General features: G+C 56.7%; 12 protein-coding genes and 1 tRNA gene. 7 read left to right on the top strand and 6 right to left on the bottom strand.

Translation table 11 applies throughout. The annotated features are described in order from the left end of the window. Window positions 1-23 precede the first annotated feature (23 nt). The 3 genes from ABD971_RS06285 to ABD971_RS06275 all read right to left on the bottom strand — a co-directional run bounded on the left by ABD971_RS06285 (window position 24) and on the right by ABD971_RS06275 (window position 4,163). Window positions 24-1,040, bottom strand: coding sequence for a S1C family serine protease (locus ABD971_RS06285; protein WP_345320452.1), 1,017 nt, complete (start codon window positions 1,038-1,040; stop codon window positions 24-26). After that, a complete protein-coding gene (locus ABD971_RS06280) occupies window positions 1,037-2,935 on the bottom strand; it encodes a S1C family serine protease (RefSeq protein ID WP_345320451.1) in 1,899 nt (632 codons plus the stop codon). Before ABD971_RS06280 ends, ABD971_RS06285 begins: the two co-directional genes overlap by 4 nt. Window positions 2,936-3,023: 88 nt before the next feature. Continuing rightward, window positions 3,024-4,163: an NPCBM/NEW2 domain-containing protein gene (locus ABD971_RS06275; RefSeq protein WP_345320449.1), complete on the bottom strand. Its 1,140-nt coding sequence runs from the start codon at window positions 4,161-4,163 to the stop codon at window positions 3,024-3,026. A 262-nt stretch (window positions 4,164-4,425) separates the two neighbouring features. Between ABD971_RS06275 and ABD971_RS06270 the strand changes: the two genes are divergently transcribed. Next, window positions 4,426-5,406: a putative 2-dehydropantoate 2-reductase gene (locus ABD971_RS06270; RefSeq protein WP_345320447.1), complete on the top strand. Its 981-nt coding sequence runs from the start codon at window positions 4,426-4,428 to the stop codon at window positions 5,404-5,406. Here the strand turns inward: ABD971_RS06270 and ABD971_RS06265 are convergent. Beyond that, a complete protein-coding gene (locus tag ABD971_RS06265; protein ID WP_339941279.1) occupies window positions 5,391-5,570 on the bottom strand; it encodes a hypothetical protein in 180 nt (59 codons plus the stop codon). The genes ABD971_RS06270 and ABD971_RS06265 overlap by 16 nt on opposite strands. A gap of 733 nt (window positions 5,571-6,303) precedes the next feature. Between ABD971_RS06265 and rpsU the strand changes: the two genes are divergently transcribed. Both rpsU and ABD971_RS06255 read left to right on the top strand, forming a co-directional pair. After that, a complete protein-coding gene (rpsU, locus tag ABD971_RS06260) occupies window positions 6,304-6,498 on the top strand; it encodes a 30S ribosomal protein S21 (protein WP_081614312.1) in 195 nt (64 codons plus the stop codon). Window positions 6,499-6,549: 51 nt separating this feature from the next. After that, a tRNA-Val gene (locus tag ABD971_RS06255) sits at window positions 6,550-6,623 on the top strand. Window positions 6,624-6,736: 113 nt separating this feature from the next. Here the strand turns inward: ABD971_RS06255 and smc are convergent. Beyond that, window positions 6,737-10,333 (bottom strand): chromosome segregation protein SMC, encoded by a 3,597-nt coding sequence (gene smc, locus ABD971_RS06250; protein ID WP_345320433.1) that lies wholly within the window; start codon window positions 10,331-10,333, stop codon window positions 6,737-6,739. A 308-nt stretch (window positions 10,334-10,641) separates the two neighbouring features. Here smc and ABD971_RS06245 point away from each other — a divergent pair, with 308 nt between their 5' ends. The 4 genes from ABD971_RS06245 to ABD971_RS06230 all read left to right on the top strand — a co-directional run bounded on the left by ABD971_RS06245 (window position 10,642) and on the right by ABD971_RS06230 (window position 16,260). Continuing rightward, window positions 10,642-12,567, top strand: a complete 1,926-nt coding sequence (locus tag ABD971_RS06245) for a tetratricopeptide repeat protein (RefSeq protein ID WP_345320431.1) — start codon at window positions 10,642-10,644, stop codon at window positions 12,565-12,567. After that, entirely contained in the window at window positions 12,564-13,613 is a 1,050-nt protein-coding gene (locus tag ABD971_RS06240; protein WP_345320429.1) for a MotA/TolQ/ExbB proton channel family protein, read from the top strand. Before ABD971_RS06245 ends, ABD971_RS06240 begins: the two co-directional genes overlap by 4 nt. A 248-nt stretch (window positions 13,614-13,861) precedes the next feature. Next, a complete protein-coding gene (locus tag ABD971_RS06235) occupies window positions 13,862-14,275 on the top strand; it encodes an ExbD/TolR family protein (RefSeq protein WP_008689706.1) in 414 nt (137 codons plus the stop codon). A 158-nt stretch (window positions 14,276-14,433) separates the two neighbouring features. Then, window positions 14,434-16,260, top strand: a complete 1,827-nt coding sequence (locus tag ABD971_RS06230) for a squalene--hopene cyclase (protein ID WP_345320426.1) — start codon at window positions 14,434-14,436, stop codon at window positions 16,258-16,260. A 131-nt stretch (window positions 16,261-16,391) separates the two neighbouring features. Here ABD971_RS06230 and ABD971_RS06225 read toward each other — a convergent pair whose 3' ends face one another. Further along, window positions 16,392-19,280, bottom strand: coding sequence for a M16 family metallopeptidase (locus ABD971_RS06225; protein ID WP_345320423.1), 2,889 nt, complete (start codon window positions 19,278-19,280; stop codon window positions 16,392-16,394). Window positions 19,281-19,347: the final 67 nt, after the last annotated feature.

Below are 19,347 nucleotides of genomic sequence, written 5' to 3'. Positions count from 1 at the left end.
GGAAGCTAAAAGGAGTACGCCAATTACTTGGCTCGGAGTGTGATGGGGATGATCTCAGAGTTTCGCTGAATCGTTAATTCCACCGGATCGCGACGATCGATCGTGCGAAGTAGGTTGCGGAGTGATCGCTGGCCCTCCACACGGCGGCCGTTGAGCAACAGAATCAGATCGTCGGTTCGCACCTGAGCTCGCGAAGCCCAGCTGTCCGCCACCACGTGATCCACATACGCCGGTGTCGACTCGAGTACATCGGGGACCATCACCAAGCCAAGTGTGGCGAGCGTATGCGATTGATCGCGGGGCAACTTGGGCTCGCTGTCGTCCATCCGCTGAACGACGCGTCCGGCAATGATGTCGCCGATGGTTTTACGAAATGCTGAGGCGGGTAAAGCGTAGTTCAGCCATACACCAGTTGATGCATCACGTAGTTCTTTACCCAGCATGCCAACCAACTTGCCTTCGGCATTGACCACGGCGCCACCGGCCGCCCCAGGATTATTGGCGACCAGATCCAAGATTAGGACTTGGCCACGGTAGGGCGTCTTGAACGTTCCGCGGCGAGCATCAAGCGTCGTGACCGCCGCAACACTTCCCTGCATCACACTGGCGGGTTCGCGGCCGGTGGCGATGCCAAACAAATTGCTGACCGCGATCACGGGATCGCCCCACTGCGCATTCGCATCGCCGCTGACTTCAAAAAACGGCAGATTCGAAGCCTCGATTTTAAGGACCGCCAGCTCAAGTGACGGTTCGAACCCGACAATCTCGGCTTCAAACCGGCGTCCGTCATCCAGGATCACGGTCGGTTCGACGTCCAACACGTAGCTCCACGCCGTTGCAATGTGCCCTGCGGGAGAAACCAGGAAACCGCTCTGATAGGCCTCGAGTCCCGACAAGCCGCCCGCACCATAGATCTTGACGACACGCTGTTGTGCATTGCTGGCAGCCTGTTCGAGCGACGGTTCGGCAAACGCCGACGATATCGGTGACCAAGCCAGCATTAGGATCGCGATCACGCGACCGAATTGGAAATCAATCAACCTTGTTTCTCCGCTTGACCTTGTTGTGCTGGCTTGCCTGCGTCCTTGGCATTGTCGTCGTCGTCGTCGGAAGACTCGTTTTCGAGAACGTCCCATGAATCGATCGTCATTTCGAATATCGAATCGACTCCATAACGAATCTCAAGTCGTGTGGGCGCGGCATCCGCATCGTCGGAATCGCGATGGATCCAAAGCTCTGCAGGGTCTTCGTCACGATCGGCAAACACTTCGATGCATTCGACTTGTTTGTTTTCGGGGTGCGACAGCCAGCGAATTTCGAACTCGCCGTCGCTGCCGACCACGCAATCACGAAGCGGTCGCTCGCCCGCCAATGGCATCGTGCCCCAATAAATCGTCTCGCCAAACTTTTTGGGGCCTTTGTCTAGCATCCGCCGCCATGCGTCCAGTGCTGGAATCGCTCCGGCAAATGATCTTGCCTCGACGCTTTCGTAAAGGTCTGATTTCGTCACCGGTTCAATCGGCGTATCGCCAACGACCATCGACAATCGGTCATCCGAAACATAGATGAACACCTTCTCGTCCTTGGACGTTTTGCCCTGGATCGACCATGTGACCGTGTGACCGGCATCTCCATTGGGGAACTGTTTTCTGAGCGATTCGATGAACTCATTTTGTTGTTGTTGGTTAGCAAAGTAGTTTGCAAACCCACGTCGCTCTTCGTAGACCGCCAAGACAGCGGCAGGGACATCCCCCTCGGCGGTTTCGGGGCCGGCATCGTCTCCGTCGTCCTCTTCTTGCTTCTCTTCGTCTTTATCCTTTTTGGGGGCTTCGCGTGGTGGCGGTGGTGGCATCGCTCCGGCCATTTTCTCGAGCAATTCATCTTGCCCATGCACGCTCATCAATCGCACCAATGTTTCGACCGTATCGCCTTCGTAGCGATAGACCAACTTGACTCGCCATCCGCTTGGCAGCGTCGCAATCACGTTCTGGACGTCGTTGGCAGTGTGCACGACTCGGCCATCAATTTCGATAATCTCGGCCGAATATCGCAGGCCACGTCGGTACGCGTCACTGGATTCCAAAATGTTGGAAACTCGCACGCCTCCGTCTTCATCGGTCGCAACCGTTGCGCCTAACGTTGCGTGATCAACGATCCGCCCACTGTGCAAATAGCCGAGGAAGTTTTTGGCTTGGTTGATACTGATCGCGTAACCCACACCCACGTTGACTCGGCCTCGTTTTTCAAACGAAGCTCGCCCTACAATGCCTAGCAAGCGACCCTCGGCGTCATACAGCGGGCCGCCCGAATTGCCTGGGTTGATCGATGCATCGGTTTGCAAACAATCGGCATATTCAAGCAGCGTGCCGGAGGGGTATTGGTACCGATTCACACCGCTCAGGATGCCCCACGTCACAGTGGGCTGAAGATTCGAGGCCAATAGGAACGGATTGCCGATCACCATGCACCAATCACCGGCGTTGGCTTTTTGGCTGTCGGCGAGCGTCGCATAGGGAAAATCGTCACGTCCGAGCAAACGGATCAGCGCCAGGTCCCCCACCGGGTCGATGCCGACGATGACCGCATCATAGATATTGCCGTCACTGAGCCCACAACGCATGTAATTGCCGGCGGGGCTGGAGACGTGAAAGTTGGTGAGTGCATATCCGTCGGGAGAAATTAATACGCCGCTACCTCCGCCCCCTCCGCCTGGAACAAATACACAAACCGTCGATGGCATCGCTCGCTCGATTGCCTCGATCCGATCTTGTTCGGCTTCGGCCAACAGCGGCGAAAGAGTCAACGGACCATCGGCCGCCGATACGGAACCCGTTGTAAACAGCGTGGCAGCGCCAATGAACGTCGCGGCAACGAGCATCCCAAGATGCCGTTTGGGAATCCGCTGTCGTTTCCGTGTCGCAGAGTGTTTTGTCATTCCAGCCATGCTCACTATCGAATCCTCTCGCCGTTTCAGAATTTGTTTCCGCCACGCTTCTGCTGCTCTGGCACCGCGGTCGATGTGCTTATCGTAATAACCGGGGACGCAGAATTCGAATCGTGTTGCCCAGATCCCCTTGCGATCCCGGGTCCACTTCGATCTTCAATCGGCGACCTTCCACGACGGGCAATTCAAATCCGAGCGGCTGGTTGTTGTTGATCGATTCCTCCCAGACCATTTTCTCGTCGACATAGACTCGCACCGTGGTCTCGGTCGCTTTTCGCACCGACTTGTCACGTCGCACCCCGGCGGCAAACGTTTTAAAACCTTCGTCGATGCGATATTCCACTGTCGAGCGACCATACATGACCAAATCCTGGCCGTCGGCGGGCTTCGGGGCGAACCAGGCATTCAGCATGTCGCGGTCGAGTTTTGATTGCACATATTCGGTGTGCGACGAAACGGCGGGTTTTACGGTCGCTAATAACGAGAGGCCGCCAGTCCAACGAATGGATTCGACGTGTTCCAGGGGAAGCGTATGAGTGATCCCGCCAGCCAATTTAAGATGCAGCGGTGCGTCGGCCTGACTCGGCAACATCTCCGCAGCCGACCAGCGAGATCCGTAGCTATCGACGACCTGGATGTCGCCGGGGTTGGACGACACCTTGGTCCCGCCAAAGATGACTCCTTCGAGTTTTGCGATCGGCGCTTGGATCTCGTCGCCATCGAGTTCCAATCCAACGGTGTCCGCAGAGATCGAGGTGATGACGCCTTCGATAAAATCGAGCATGTCGCCCTCACGCCGGATTGCGATCGTGTCACCCCGACGCTCGTCTTCGAGCTTGGCTAACCAAGCTGGATTCACCGCCGCCGTCGCCCCGCGAAACCGAATCGCACGCACTTGCTTGACGGGAACTTCGAGTCGACTTTGACGTCGCGGTTGGATCGATAATGTTTCATCGGTCAGAGACAACTCTTGAGCCGCCACTTCCGAACCGGCCGCCAAGATCACTCGCATCGTCGGGCCCGTTGCATCGGGGGGAGTCACCGGTGTTAGCGATGAAAGTGCGTCAAACCCATACGTCTGTGTCTCGCCATCCACCCCAATTTGTAGCTCACCCGAGCCGATGCCCTGGAAAGTGCCTTGGACCGATTTGCCGTCGGTCGTCGAAACGCGGACCGGAATCACGCTCAACAGCAATAACAACAGTGTCTTTGTCAGCATCAATGCGACTCTTTGTGAGATTGGAACATGCCCCGGACCGCCCTATTCTAGCGCAAGACATGCCTATTGTCTGCCACGATCGGGCTTCGCTCGCTTTTTATCGGTCGCATCGGAACCCCGTTGGGGGTAGGGAACGCACGATTGGGTTTGCGGCGGATCTTCTCGCTTCAACCGTCAATGAGGTGGGACTGCCTCGGCGAGCGAGGTGACTTGTGCGGCCCTGCAATTGCCAATTGCGAGTCGGGTTCGCTAATGTAGCGTCATGAACAAGCAACGCTACGCAATCATCGGTGCGGGTGCCCTCGGTGGACTCTATGGAGCCATGTTGGCACGGCAGGGATTTGAAGTCCACTTTCTGCTACACAGCGACTTTGATCATGTCCGCGAACATGGGCTAAGGGTCGACAGCATCTGGGGGGATATACACCTCCGCGATCTTCACATCCATGCGTCGCCCGAGACGATGCCGCCATGTGATGTCAGCTTGATTGGCTTGAAAACGACGCAAAGCCACATGCTCGCTGAACTGCTGCCCGCTCCGACGCGTGATGGCGGCGTCGTTTTGGTGCTGCAGAATGGGCTAAACGTCGAAGCGGACCCGGCGGCAATCGTCGGGGAGCAAAGGGTGTTTGGCGGTTGTTGCTTTCTGTGCAGCAACAAGGTCGGCCCGGGCCATATCCGGCATATCGATTTTGGCAAAATCGTGTTTGGCCCATATCGTCCCTCATCACAGTTTTCTGCTGCCGCAGCACAGGCCGGTTCCACCGCAGCGGATATTGACGCGAAGGTGGTTTTGATTGGCAATCAGATTTGCGAAGACTTGAATTCGGCTGGCGTTCCAACCGAGTTCTCGGAGGATCTCGCCTTGGTGCGTTGGCGAAAACTGATGTGGAATATTCCCTTCAACAGCCTGTCGGTGATTTTGAACGCGTCGACGAAACAAATCATGGACGATCCAAACGCCTCTGCACTGGCCGAAGCGATCATCCGCGAGGTTCACGCTGGGGCGGCCGCATGCGGCGTCGAGATTCCGGAAGCGTTTATTGAAAAAACGCTCGAAAACACGCGAAAGATGGTGCCGTACGACAGCAGCATGCGGCTGGACTTCCTCAACAAACGAGCGATGGAAGCCGAAGCGATCTTGGGCAACCCGCTGCGGGCTGCCAAAGCATCAGGCTACGAAATGAGCCGTGTCGAAACGCTGTACCAGCAATTGCGGTACATCGATCAAACCAATTCTTGATCGATCTCGTCGTCAAGCGAAACTCCGAGTCCACGCAAAACCGCAGTCAGTTTGGCGTCCAACGCATCGAGTTCCAAAAGCACTTCGTCCTGGCGACGCTCGAGTTCGTTAAGCAATTGGCCGGGTTCCATCGTATCGACGCTGGATGTAGGAGTCGGTGACATAGCGAAAGCACACGGGTACGTAGGATGAATGCGAAGCACAGTGCACAACCAAACGCGGAGCCACTGATCACGCTGCGAGTGCGTGAGGAAGACGATTTGCGTTGGCTGTGACAGTGCGAAGCATCGGCCAGTCGCCGCCGTGTTCACGAATCGCGTGCCGATTACTCCCGTCGGTCAAGCGTGGCAAGGTTTGTCGTTTATTCCGCAGGAAACGATCAGCGAATTCGTAACGCCGCAGCGGTTCGGTTCAGGCAATCTGTAACGAATGCAAGGCCTCGTGGCGGACATACCGAATCCTCGCGGCGGGCATACCGAATCCTCGTGCCAATTCCGATCCCCGAGTCAATTCCTGACTAAATTCACTTGGAACACCCGATTCACCGATTCAAAGCTGTGTCGTTTGCCGATAGACTAAGACTTCGAGCGATGCCCCCAGCGGGGCATGTCCCAGACTGCCGAAATTGCCTCGCCGATCCTGGTGGGAAACCTGTTCAAAACATTTGGCAGGAAAAAGCTGATTTTTTTGGCTTGATGGGCATTGCCATCTGGGTAAAGAGGCGGGTAAACTTCCGCACTTCGCTGGCAAAGGCTAGTGAGGCTGGCAAAAGCTAGTGAGGCTGGCAAAAGCTAGTGAGGCTGGCAAAAGCTAGCGAGAAACACACACACATTTCGTATTTGACATTTCCTCGGCCAAATGGGGAGTTAGAAAGATAGCGATGAAATCGGAGACAAAATGGTAAAGTTAGTGGTTCGAGACCGGGAAACCATTCAGGAGGCAGTACGTCGATTCCGCAAGTTGGTTGAGCGCAGTGGCATCAAGAAAGAGATGCGTCGCCGCGAGTACTATGAAAAGCCAAGTGAAACGAATCGTCGCAATCGCCTGCGAGCCGAGCGCCGCTCCCGCCGAACCCGTTTGCTAAGCCGATAGTCTGTTCTATCAGGACGGAAAGCCAATCCGTCCTCGGTTTGTCAAAAGTACGGGCGTTTAGCTCAGTTGGCTAGAGCATCTCGTTTACACCGAGAGGGTCGGGGGTTCGAGTCCCTCAACGCCCATTTTTCTTCCCTTACGGGAACGCAAGAGCCGCCTAAACGCGGCTTTTTTCGTGTCTGCACTTAACCCCCCATTGGAAAAGGTGTCGGACACCTTTTTGGTAGGATGGGTAAGATTAGGCGGCTTCGCCTTCGTTGATCTCGCCGTCTTCGCTGACGTCTTCGAAGCGGATCGAGACCTGCTTGCTGACGCCCGACTCTTGCATCGTGACGCCGTATAGGGTGGTCGCCGCCGTCATCGTCTTCTTGCTGTGCGTGACCACGACGAATTTTGAGTGATCCAAGAATTCGTTCAATACCGTTACGAAACGGCCAATGTTCGCTTCGTCAAACGGGGCGTCGACTTCGTCCAGTACACAAAACGGACTGGGGCGATACTGGAAGATCGACATCAGTAGCGCAACCGCGGTCAACGCTTTTTCACCACCGGAAAGCAGTGAGTTGCTGAAGCTCGGTTTCCCAGGTGGCGTGGCGACAATCTCGACACCCGCTTCCAATGGATCTTCGTTCTCTTCAAGAATCAAATCGGCGTGCCCCCCACCGAACGACTTGCGATAAAGTTTTTGGAAGTTTTGACGAATCGCTTCGAGCGTATCGAGGAACAAGCGGCGGCTGTCGGCGTTGATGCGACCGATAATCCGTTGCAGCGAATCTTTGGCCGCAGTCAAGTCTTGATATTGGCCGTGCAGTTCATCGTAGCGTGATTGCAGTCCCTCAAGTTCTTCGAGTGCTTCCATGTTGACGCTGCTGGTCCGCTGCAGCTGAGCACGCAGTTCGGTGATCTCGTCTTCGACCGCTTTGCGATCTTCGGGGGCTTCGAGATCCTCTGGGGGCTCGGAGTTGCGAAGGTCGATTTCATAGTCCTCGAGCAGCCGGTCGGCCAACGTATCGCGGCGGACTTTTGCGTTGTCTCGTTTGGCGGTGATCGAGTGGACCGCTTCGCTAGCGACACTGGTTTGCTTGATTGCGTCTTCGCTGGCTTTGACGATTTGACGGTTCTCGGCACGAACTTTCGCAGCCGACTCGGCCAGCGCCGCAAGCTCATGCGTACTGGCGTCCGATTCCCAGCTGAGCGTCGCCAACCGGCTGGTCGCTTCGAGCACTCGCAGGGTGAGTTCGTCGAGCCGCACGCGTCCCTGTTCGGCTTGGCCACGGACTTCTGCCACAGCGGCTTCGCGTTGACTTTGGTCGCGACGCTGTTGCTGCATCGTCGTGGAGAGTGCCTCGTATTTCTGTTCGGCGCGAGCGATGTCAACCGAGATCGCCATCACTTCGCTGGTCGCGGATTGCAGTTCGGTTTGGGCGCCGGAGAGCATTTCGTCGATCTCGGCGGCTTCCATCTCGAGCGTTTCAATCTCTTGCTGACCGCTGGCGATGCGGCTGCCCATAGCGGCGTATTCACGGTCCGCCGCAGTGCGAGTCTGGTTGGCGGCGACGACTTCGGCATCGAGTTCGTCATGCGCTGTTTTGAGCGAAAGGTAGCGTTCTTGAGCGTGACGCAAATCGGCGACCGCAGCAGCACGCTCGGTGATCTGGCTGCGATGTTTTTGCTCGATGCGTCCAAGTTCGGCGGCTTGATCATCGACCAATGACGCCAATCGCTCGGATTCAGCCTCGGTTTCTTTTAATTGGAATTGGTAGTGTTTGATCTCTTGTTCGGCAGCCGTGATTTGGCTGCGTCGGCTCACCAAGCCGGTCGAGATACTGGCGGGGCCAACGACGACGGTGCCATCGGTCTCCAGTAATTCGCCGGTCGCGGTGACAAATCGCAATCCCGCACCACTGAGTTTTCGCAGTCCCAGTGCCGTTCCCAGCGAATCGACCAACCAGGTGCTGCTGAGTAGGTGACGCGCCAGTGGTTCGAACATCGCGTCGCATTTGATCATGCGGTCGCCTCGCCCGATCACTCCTTTGAGTCCATCGAGTCGGATGCGGTCGCCGGGGCGTCGACGTGGTAATTCATCGAGACGGATCAGACCGACACGGCTGTTAATTTTGAATTTGCCCGACAGAATCGCCTCTTGCAAATTGCCACCGCTGACGATGACGTATTGCGCTCTTTGTCCCAACGCAGCATCGATCAGTGGCGCGACATGCGTGTCGACTTCAAAACACTCCGCGACAATGCCATGCATCGTCTTGGCGATTGGGTCGTCCGAGCCGCTCATTTCTTGCAGGATCGACTGGACGCCTCCGGAGACACCTTCTTGCCGGCGGTGCAGATCCAACAGCACGCTCAAGCGTTCGGTGACCCCTTGTAGGCGAACCTTCAGTGCCGACGCTTCTTCGCGTCGCCGCGCCAAAGTGCGGCGGCTCTCTTGCAGTTTGGCGTCGGCCAGTTCAACTTCTTTTGCGGCGTGCGCAATTTGCTCGTCGAGCGATGCGACTCGGTTTTTGGCAACACCCGATTCTTTTTCCGCTTCGGTCAAGGATGCTTTGGCGGTCGCGATTCGTTTGCCAAGATTGGCCAGCAACCGGCTGACTTCGGCGATTTGTTGTTCGCTGCGTTGGCGTGACGCTTCGAGATCGGCGACGCGACGAACGCTGGCGAGATGTTTGTGTTGAACCTCATCACGTTTCTTGCGAACCTCGTCGACTTCGACTTGGATCTTGTCACGCCGCGTCTCGGCTTCGCTGCCGCGCCGTTGCACCGCAGCCAATTCGGATTCGTATTGCGCGAGTCGCTCGTTTGCATTTCGCAGTTCCGCGGCGGCCGAGCCCGCTTGGTTCTGCAGCAAGCGAACGCGAACGAGCGATTTCGCAACGCTGGATCGCAAGTCCTTGATCGCGGCGGTATCGGCCGAGCGTCGTCCATTGAGTTCGGCGATCCGCTGCAAGGCCGATGAGCGTTTTTCTTCGATCGCGCGAGCTTGCTCGGCAATCGTTTGCAATTGCATATCGGCAGCTTGTCGCTGCTCGGTCATCGATTCGCGCAAGCTTTGCAATTCGCTGTGGCGAGCGACTGCATCGATCAGGTCTTGTTCAAACGTCTCGAGTTCACTCGACAAATCGGCCCAATCGGTCCAGGCGACTTGGGTTCTCAGTTCCTTGAGCCGGTCCGATGCTTGGCGATAGCGTTCGGCCTTGCTGGCTTGGCTACGCAGCGATTTGAGCCGCGAGGCGACTTCGTCAACGATGTCGCCCAGTCGGGTCAGGTTTTGTTGGACGCGAACGAGTCGCCGTTCCGCCTCGATCTTTTTGGCTTTGAAGCGGCTGATCCCGGCGGCTTCTTCAAAAATCGCCCGGCGATCTTTGGCGTTCGCCTGCAGCATGCGGTCGACCTTGCCCTGCTCGATCAAGCTGTAGGCGTCGATCCCGATGCCAGTGCCGCGGATCAGGGCTTTGACGTCTTTGAGTCGGACGGCTTGGTTGTTGATCAGGTATTCGGCTTCGCCGCTGCGATAAACGCGGCGGGTGACGTGGACTTCCGGGGCGTCCACCGGCAGCGAGCCATCGGCATTATCAAAAACGATCGTCGCTTCGGCCGATGCCGCGGGACCGCGGGTTTGTGATCCTTTGAAGATCACGTCGGACATGTCCTTGCCCCGCAGGCTCTTGGCGCTCTGCGATCCCAAAACCCATTTGATAGCGTCGACGATATTTGATTTGCCCGAGCCGTTGGGGCCAACGACGACCGTAATCCCATCGGGAAAATCAAAGCGGGTCCGATCGGCAAAACTTTTGAACCCGGCCAGTTCGAGTGCTTTCAGCATGCGAAGAGTTTTTTGCTCGGGATCAGAAGGATGGGGCCAAAGAACACGGACCGGAAATACGAAATACCGCTTATTTACCGCATATTACAGAGTAGATGAAAGAACCCCGCGAGCCTAGCTCTGTTTTTCAAGGTTTTGTCCCCGCCATCCAACAAAAGGCCCCATAAATACGGGATTGCGGTAAATTCGCAATTTGGGGTATTTGAGAAGATGTAGAGAAATCAATCGACATGGATGCCATCAGTTAAGGAATTTCTGACTTGCCAATGGATTGGCCGCCCCGATTCCCCCTGCCGAGGATCACCAAGGTGATCGTCATCGCTATCGGCGTGTTTCTGTGTAGTCCTTGCGTGGGGATCGCGCAGCAGGGGAGTATTTCTGCTGCTACGGCGGGGGACACTCTATCGACACCGGTCGATAAGACGGGCGACGCGGAGTCGAGTCAGCGTGCCCCCCAGCAAGAGTACGCATTAATCCAACAGCATATCGCTGCAGGAGATCTTGCCGATGCTGCGGAAATGGCGAGAAAACTCGATCAATTACTTGCAAAGCAGCCGGCGAGCGACATCGACCTGACGCTTCCCCTGGCTCAAATCGGCCGGGCATTCCAGAACGCCGGTGACACGACGAGGGCGACTGAGTTTTTTACCCGCGCGAATTCAGCACTCCAGCGGCCTGCGAGCAAGACGTTGCCACCGGCGACAGTAGTTTTGGTGCGGCTGGCTGCGGCGTCGTTGTTTGTGCATGCGGGGCAGTTAGATGTGGCCACGGAAACGCTACAGAACGCGCTCGCGGCCGAATCGGGAATCACGGCAGAGCAAACACCGCTGGCGGTCGACCTTTGCTTGCGGATTGGTCGCGATTCGTTGACCAAGCGAGACCTCACCACAGCGGAAACCGCGTACAGCCTTGCTGCCGAAAACGCCGATCTGGTCCAGAAGCCCACAGCGATGTTGGGGGCCGCGTGGGCAGTGGCGATGTCGGGCCAGCGGACGGAGGAGGCGGCGGATCGGATGATCGCGTTCCTGAAAGCGTTTCCTCAGCATCAAGACGCCGCCCGAGCCGCTCAAGCCGGAATTGCGTGTCTGAAACAAGTCGGCCGGGACGAAGAGGCCGAGGCGATGATAAGCGAATTGTTCAATCGATGGCCCGATTCGGATGCCGCCAGAGACGTGTTGAACCAATTTGGCGCGGTCGAGATCGATGAAATCCCCGAGCGGTTGCGGAAATTGGTCCTCCAGCGTGATTTCAACCAATTGACGCCCGCGATGACCGCGATCGCGATCCGGATCGCGGCAGCTCAGGGGGATTCCCACGCGTGGGATCGATTGGTCACGCGACTCGGTCAGATCGACCAAACGGGCCAAACCACTGCGGATTTGCTGAGTCAATTGCCGGTCGCCGCAGACGCGGAACGATTGGCGATGTTTATGTTGTCGCCGCCAAATCCATTAACAATTCAAGCGAAATCACGCGAATCGGCCTGCCGTTGGGCGGGACGCAACGAGCGTTGGTCGATGCTGGCGTTGGCATCGCAATCGACCTCGCCCGCCCAAAACGATCCGACTCGCACGATCACGATGGAACGATTGTTTGCCGAAGCGTTGATGCAGACCGGGCGCCGAACCGAAGCGCACAGTTGGTGGTGCCACGTGGTCGACGAACTCGCGGCAGACGATTTTGCCACGCTGCTGCGTTGTGCTGAAACCGAAGTGTCGATCGGCGAAGTGGATCGGGCGACTCGGCGAGTCGATGCCGCGACCAAAGCGGCCGGTGACGATCGCTATCGAGCGGCGTTGGTCGCGATGTTGTCGGCCGAGCTTGGCATTCGTCGGTTGCGATTTGATGAAGCGAGAAGCGATTTGGAATCGGTCGTTCGCAGCAGCCAGGTCGACGCATCGCTGCGAGGACGGGCGCAGTGGATGATCGGCGAAACATACTACTTGCAACAGAAGTATGTGGAAGCCATCGAAGCCTATCGTGGGGTCGCGGGAATCGATCCCGAGGGCACTTGGGTGGTGGCTTCGTTGGTCCAGGCCGGGAAATCTTTTGAACAATTGGGGAGGACACGGGACGCTGCGGTTTGTTATTCGACTCTAGTAAGCCGACATGGGGATAGCGAGTTTGCTGTTTTAGCCAGTCGTCGGCTTGCCGCGTTGTCGCCGAGTGACGGTACGACGCCGACCAAACCCGGGTCACCATCGAACACACCGAACAAAACGTTACGACGATGAGCGATCGCAAGCCCAACCATCCTACCCCGCTATCATCGCACCCCAGTCGGACCTCGCTGCGAGTGCGTGAACGACACCCGACGCACGTCGCTGGATTGGTGTCGCGCGTCGCCCCTCTGATTGTGTTGGGGGTCGGTTCGCTGTGGTGGATGTCTCATTTGGAATTGGCGACCGCTCAATATCCACAGCAGAATTTTCAGCAAAACGGCTACGGGCAAAGCAACTTCCAGCCTGCGCCGGCTCAATTCAACAGCGGAATTCCCACGATCCCCGCGTCGACCGCGATCCCGTCGGCACAACAATCCGCCGATGCGGTGGCAGTGCCCGAATTAGCGGATGCGGAAGCCGAAGCAGCCGAGGGTGCGGGTTGGAAATTGCCAGGTATTTTTGGCAAGTTCGCCGAAGGCGGCTGGTTAATGCTGCCATTGGCGTTTTGTTCGTTGGTCGTGTTTGCGTTGTCGCTTGAACGTTTGGTCGCACTGCGTCGCGGTCGTGTGATCCCGCGTCCGTTTGTTCGCCGCTTTACCGAGTGTGTCGAAGATGGCCAACTGAGTTACGAAGAGGCGACCGAGATCTGCGAAGAGTTTGATTGTCCGGTGGCCGAGGTGTTCCAGGCGGCAGTGCGTCGTTGGGGACGTCCGATGTTCGAAATTGAACAAGCGGTGATGGACGCGGGCGATCGAGTTGCCGATGGACTGCGGCGCTTTGTCCGTGTGTTTCACGCGATCAGTAATGTCGCTCCGCTGCTAGGTTTGCTGGGCACCGTACTGGGGATGATCGAAGCGTTCGAGACGATCAGTTCGCAAGAATCGATCGGCCGTCCGGAGATGCTGGCGTCTGGAATCAGTACCGCACTGATGACCACCGCGGGTGGATTGATGGTCGCCATTCCGGCTTATTTGGCGTACATGTATTTCAGCAGCAAAAGTGATCGGTACTTAGGCGAGATCGACAAGTTGTGCCAACGCGTGGTCGATTGTATTTCGGCCGAGGGACTCGAGAACTCCGGCAACGCACGTCCACAACGCAAACGACGTGCAGCGTAGTAGGAGTTTGTCTTTTTTGGGGGGGCACATGTATAGGCTTAAAATTTGGGTTGGCCGTAGCGGAAGTCGTCAAGACTTTCGTTGAATTTGACGGACATTCCGAAACTCTTGACGAGTTCCGCTACCCAGAATCAAGCTGAAACGCAGCACGCAAAAGTTAACAGGCTGGAAGCCTATCCCACGGCGAAGATGACGGGCTGGAAGCCTATCCTACGGGGTGATGAAAGAACGTTTTATCGAGTGAAATTATGGCAATTCGACGCGAGCGAGCAGAAGATGCGACGATCAATTTGACGCCGATGATCGATGTCGTCTTTTTGCTGATCATCTTTTTTATGGTCGGCAGTAAATTTAGCGAGGCAGAAAGCCGAATTAATGTAAATGTTCCTTCGGTGGGCGATCTGCGGTCGATGACGCGGGTGCCTGACGAGCGGGTCGTTGTGGTGGCCAATGATGGTTCACTGACGCTCGACGAAACGCCGGTCACGATTGCGCAGTTGTCGGAGACCCTTCGCAATCAACATGCGAATTATCCGGCACTGAAAGTCGCGGTCCGCGGCGATGGCGAAAGCTCTTTTCAACAAGTGGCCGAAGTGCTGCACGCGGTTCGCAGCAGTGGTGTCCAGCAAGTCGGATTGTCGGCAAAAAGCACTCGGCGCTAAGCACCCGACGCTAAGCAATCGCTGGGACCAACTGCTTTGTCGTCGCTGTTTCGACAGCCGACAAACCCTTTTCTCCCACATGAAAGCAAAGACTGATACTTCGATTCCTCGACGGTGACGACGTGCTTTCCTTTTCGTTAAACCGATCGTTTATCGCGATGCAAACCTCGTATTCGCTGTGGGCGGATCGACGGTTGGTGTACGCCGTCGCTGCGGTGGCGGTGGCCCTGTTGCTGGTGACGATTTGGTTGTTTCGGCGACAAAAACGCCAAGGTCGCCAGGCTGGAATCATTTGCTTGATCGGCTCGGTCGTACTGCACCTTGTTCTGCTGTTCCTTGTGCCCTATTTGCCGAAACCCGCGGGAGGGGCTGCGGAAAGCCACCCTGAATCGGACGATACGATCGGGATCCAAGACATCGAATTCTCGTCATTTGATCCCGAGATGCAGCGCGAGGATCATTCCCAGGTCGCGGATCAGCCCTCGATCGCACCGTTGCCCGTTTCCGATTTGGCCGACTCACTCGTCGAGCCCGAAGTCGAAGAGGTGGCGGAAACGGAGAGCGATCAACCCGATTCGCCCGTATTGGATTCAAGCGAAGCGGAGGTGCCGCCATCGCTCGTGCCTCCATCGCTTGTAGCCGAGTCGACGACCGCCGTCGATTCGATGATGGATAGCTTGGACGCCGACTTTCAAAAGTTGTTCGAGCTCCAACCGGAAACGAAACCGGTCACCGAAGTGGCTCAGACGCCACCGGCGGACACTCCTCCGATGGATCCGGTGGCTGAGCCTACACCGCAACCGGTCGTCGCCAGCGCGGAGCCGACCTCGCGACAAGTCGAAGCGGTACCCGTTTCGGCATCGACCGCCAATCGCGCTTTCGTCGCGGGAGCCGAGGAAAATGATTTCGCCAATCGCGTGGGACGAGCAAAAACCGAAGCTCTGATCGAAACCGGCGGAAACTTGGAAACCGAGGCAGCGGTCGCTGCTGCACTCAAGTTTTTGACCGCAAACCAACGAGCCGACGGAGCTTGGGATCCACGCGCCACTGGGGCGGGACAAGAGCGACAACCGCTGGGAATGAACCGCGGCGGTGCGGGTTCGCGAGCCGAAACGGCGCTGACCGGCTTGGCGCTATTGTCGCTGATGGGCGCCGGACAAACGCATCAACAGGGCGAGTATGCCGACAACGTTTATCGCGGATTGGTCTACTTGATCCAGAACCAGAAACCCGATGGATCGCTGGCGGGCAACGCATCGATCTACGCTGCGACTTATGCCCACGGGATGGCGGCGCTGGCGATGTGTGAAGCCGCCGCGATCACCCGCGATGCTTCGGCAATCCAATCGGCTCAGCGAGCGATGCAGTACACACAAAGTATGCAGCATTCGGGGACTGGCGGCTGGCGTTACACGAAGGGCGATACCGGCGACTTGAGTCAATTGGGTTGGCAAGCGATGGTATTGGATGCCGGCAGCCGCGCAGGGATTCGGCCGAGCGATGCCTCGGTTCGCGGAATGGAGCGTTTTTTACGCAGTGTTCGTGCGGGCCGTGTCGGCGGTTTGGCCAGCTATCGCGGCGGCGAGGCGCCCAGTCGTACGATGACTGCCGAGGCGCTGGCGACTCGATTGCTGATTGGTCAGCAGGTGCCGCAAGCGGAGATCGACGAAGCCGAGACCGCCCTGTTGCAACAGAAGCCAGGGGTTGGTCAAGACAATTATTACTACTGGTATTACGCCACGCTCGCGCTTCATCAGTTGCAAGACGACGCGTGGGAAGAGTGGAACCGGGCGCTGCAGTCACGGTTGTTGTCGACCCAATTGCCCGATGGACAATGGCCGACTGAAAGCGTGTGGGGCGGTTATGGCGGATCGATCTACACCACGTCGATGGCCACGCTTTGTCTGGAAAGCTATTACCGTCACACGCTGCGTGAATCGAAAGCTAAAATCGCCCAGCAGCCCGCCGCGACGTGGCAGCGGTAAGTCAAACCTGCCGTAGCGAAAGTCGCCAAGACTTTCGGTCGAGTTGGGGGCCAGACGAAATGCATTCGGGGCCGGACGAAACTCTTGACGAGTTTCGCTACGCGTTAATTTCGCGACCTGAATTGGCCTTCTTACTGTGCTGCTTCGCCTTCTTTGACGCTTGCGAAGTCGCCTGCGATCGCCATCACCAGCTTCTCTGGCTGGATGTATTTGCGGATCGCCTCGTTAACCGATTCGAGCGTTGCCGCTTGGATCTGAGCCTCGTGCTCGGCTTCGTACGCCATCGTTCGTTCGTTGAACAGCGAGCTGAGCAAGTCGGATGCGAGTGACGAATCGTCCGCTCGGCTAACCCGGTTACGCTGCAAGTAGGCTTCTTTTGCCTTGGCGAGTTCGTCCGAAGTGATGCCATCTTTGCGAATCCGATCGATCTCTTCGCGAATCACCCGGATCAACTTCTCGCGATTGGCGGGGTTGGTGATTGCGTAGAGCGTAAAGTCGACGCGATTGTCTTTCGCTCGTGCGGTGACACTGCTCCGCACGCCGTAGGACAAACCTTCTTGTTGACGCACGCGATCGGCCAATCGGCTGCTGAGGCTGCCGCCGCCGAGAATAAAGTTGCCAAGCACGAGCGAAGCATACGCGGGATCCGCGTCACTCAGTTCGTATTGTTCGCTGGAATAGAAAAACGCGTTCGCTTTGTCCGGTGTTTCAATCGATTCAAGTGAACCTTCGATTCCAGGATGCGGATTGCGATCGACACGAACGTACGGTTCAGCGACTTTCCAATCGGCGAGTTCTTTCGACAGCATCGATTTGAGCTCTTCGGCATCAAAATCACCGACCGCTGCAACTTCGCCCGCTTGATTGCCAAGAAAGTTTTTGTGCAGCTTTTGGATCTGTTCTGCGGTAACGCTTCGGTACATCTCGAGTTGTTCGTCGATCGATTGCACGTACAGCACGTGGTCGGACTCGTAAGGCGACAATCGTTTACGCACCGAGAGAGGTGCGAGAGCTTGCGGCTCATTTTCGCTCTGCTGCAAACTGGTGACCACTTGGCGGCGAATCACTTCGAGTTCATCGCCCGACAGTTTTGGATGACGCAGCACGTCACCAAGCAGTTCCACGACTTCGGGCAGGAATTCTCGTTTCGTTTTGACTTGGACCTGCAGCAAACCGACGGTGCTATTGATCGTCAATTCGGCACGCAGACGCGTCAATTCGTCTTGGAATTCTTGGTAATCGAGGTCTTTGGTTCCCTTGGACATCAACATCCCAAGCAGTTCCACCGCACCGACTTTGCCTTTGAGCGTGTCGCCGGTACCGAATCGGAAGGTCATGTTGAGCGTGACCGCACCGCCGCGAGTTTTCTTGGGCAGCATCGCATAACGAATACCGCCGACCAAATCACCCCGCTCGGTACGCTCTTCGATTGCCAACGGCGACGGATCGATCATTTCGCCCGCGGCGATCGCTTCACGCCCTTCGTAATCTTTGAACAACTCGGCCAAGTTGGGCGACTCGGGGATCGAGACCCGTTGCGATTCTTCGCTCGGAATGAACAAACCGACGGTGCGGTTGTTGCGAACAAAATAACGCTCGGCTGCTTGTTGGACTTGTTCGACCGTCAAGTTTTCGATGCGGTCTCGATACAGCAGATACAAACGCCAATCGCCTTGGGCGGCCCAATCACTTAGCGCGACTGCGATCTTGTCGGTATCGGACGACGCCAGTTCACGCTCTTTCAGAATCTGCTGTTTCGCGCGTTCGACTTCTTGTTCGGTGATCGGGTTTTCCGACAGCGATTTTTCGACGACATCCAGCAGCGTTTGGCGGGCTTGTTCGATCGAGTTTTCTTTGGGGATCTCCGCGATCGCCATAAACATGCCGGGTTCGGTCAATCCGTACGCTAGCGTGAACACGTTGCTGGCGATCTCGGTTTCGACCATCTGTTTGTAAAGTCGGCCGCTTGGTTCATCGCCCAGAACGTAGACGAGGGCTTTCATCGCCGCGTAGTCTTCGTGGCTGCCCGAGGGAATGTGGTACGCCGAGCCGACGTACTGGACATCGCCCACGCGTCGTAGCACAACGGTCCGTTCGCCATCCTGTGGCGGCTCGGTCGTGTAGGTTTGGTCAATCGGCGTTTCAGGCGACTTCAGTTTGCCAAACGTTTCTTGGATCTGCTGCAGTGCGTGATCGGGATCGAATTTGCCCGCCACAATCAACATCACATTATCAGGCCGATAGTACTTTTTGTAGAATTGGCGAAGCTTCACCACTGGCACTCGCTCGATGTCGCTGCGGTTACCGATCGTCGATTGACCGTAGTTGTGCCAGTCGTAAGCCGCCGATTGCATCCGCTGCATCAACACGCGGATGGGCGAGTTTTCGCCGCGTTCAAATTCGTTGCGGACGACCGTCATTTCGCTCGCGAGGTCTTCACCACGTACGAAGCTGTTCAACAGTCGGTCGGATTCCAATTCCAGTGCAAAGCGAAGATTCTCGTCACTGGCGGGAAGCGTTTCGTAATAATTGGTGCGGTCCAGCCAAGTTGTTCCGTTGAATCGAGCACCGCGATCAGTCAGCGCCTTGGGGACTTCGGGAAAGGTCGGCGTTCCTTTGAACAGCATGTGTTCCAACAGGTGAGCCATGCCGGCTTCGCCGTAACCTTCGTGTCGCGACCCGACAAACAACGTCATGTTGACCGTGACTACCTCTTTGCTGTCGTCGGGAAACAGCAGGACGCGTACTCCATTTTCGAGTACGTATTCAGAGATTCCTTCAAGTTCGGTTATTTTTTTGGGCACGGTGCTGTGACTTTCCGTCGAGTTGGTTTGATTGTTTTTCGAGTCAGCGGGCTCGTCAGCAACGGCACTACTTGCGGCGGCAAGGGCCAGCAGCATCGCCAGCATGCCAAGTCGCTGATAACCGGCGAACCGATAACCGGGGAACAGGCAATTGGGGAACTGGCAATTGGGGAACAGGCGGGCTCGAATTGAATCAACTGGGGTTCTGAAATCCATCGCGACAATTGCTCCGTGGGGTCGTTTCCATGGGTTACCTAAGATTGCGGTTGATTGTAACGTTTGA

This window comes from Novipirellula rosea, from assembly GCF_039541335.1.
GTDB lineage: Bacteria > Planctomycetota > Planctomycetia > Pirellulales > Pirellulaceae > Novipirellula > Novipirellula rosea.
Note: the sequence above shows the minus strand (reverse complement) of the source record. Positions and strands in the feature narration are given on the sequence as shown.

What these genes read in the sequence shown, in the direction of transcription:
- ABD971_RS06280 (WP_345320451.1), bottom strand. Translation starts at nt 2,935, where the DNA reads ATGACAAAACACTCTGCGACACGGAAACGACAGCGGATTCCCAAACGG.
- ABD971_RS06275 (WP_345320449.1), bottom strand. Translation starts at nt 4,163, where the DNA reads ATGCTGACAAAGACACTGTTGTTATTGCTGTTGAGCGTGATTCCGGTC.
- ABD971_RS06270 (WP_345320447.1), top strand. Translation starts at nt 4,426, where the DNA reads ATGAACAAGCAACGCTACGCAATCATCGGTGCGGGTGCCCTCGGTGGA.
- ABD971_RS06265 (WP_339941279.1), bottom strand. Translation starts at nt 5,570, where the DNA reads ATGTCACCGACTCCTACATCCAGCGTCGATACGATGGAACCCGGCCAA.
- rpsU (WP_081614312.1), top strand. Translation starts at nt 6,304, where the DNA reads ATGGTAAAGTTAGTGGTTCGAGACCGGGAAACCATTCAGGAGGCAGTA.
- smc (WP_345320433.1), bottom strand. Translation starts at nt 10,333, where the DNA reads ATGCTGAAAGCACTCGAACTGGCCGGGTTCAAAAGTTTTGCCGATCGG.
- ABD971_RS06240 (WP_345320429.1), top strand. Translation starts at nt 12,564, where the DNA reads ATGAGCGATCGCAAGCCCAACCATCCTACCCCGCTATCATCGCACCCC.
- ABD971_RS06235 (WP_008689706.1), top strand. Translation starts at nt 13,862, where the DNA reads ATGGCAATTCGACGCGAGCGAGCAGAAGATGCGACGATCAATTTGACG.
- ABD971_RS06230 (WP_345320426.1), top strand. Translation starts at nt 14,434, where the DNA reads ATGCAAACCTCGTATTCGCTGTGGGCGGATCGACGGTTGGTGTACGCC.
- ABD971_RS06225 (WP_345320423.1), bottom strand. Translation starts at nt 19,280, where the DNA reads ATGGATTTCAGAACCCCAGTTGATTCAATTCGAGCCCGCCTGTTCCCC.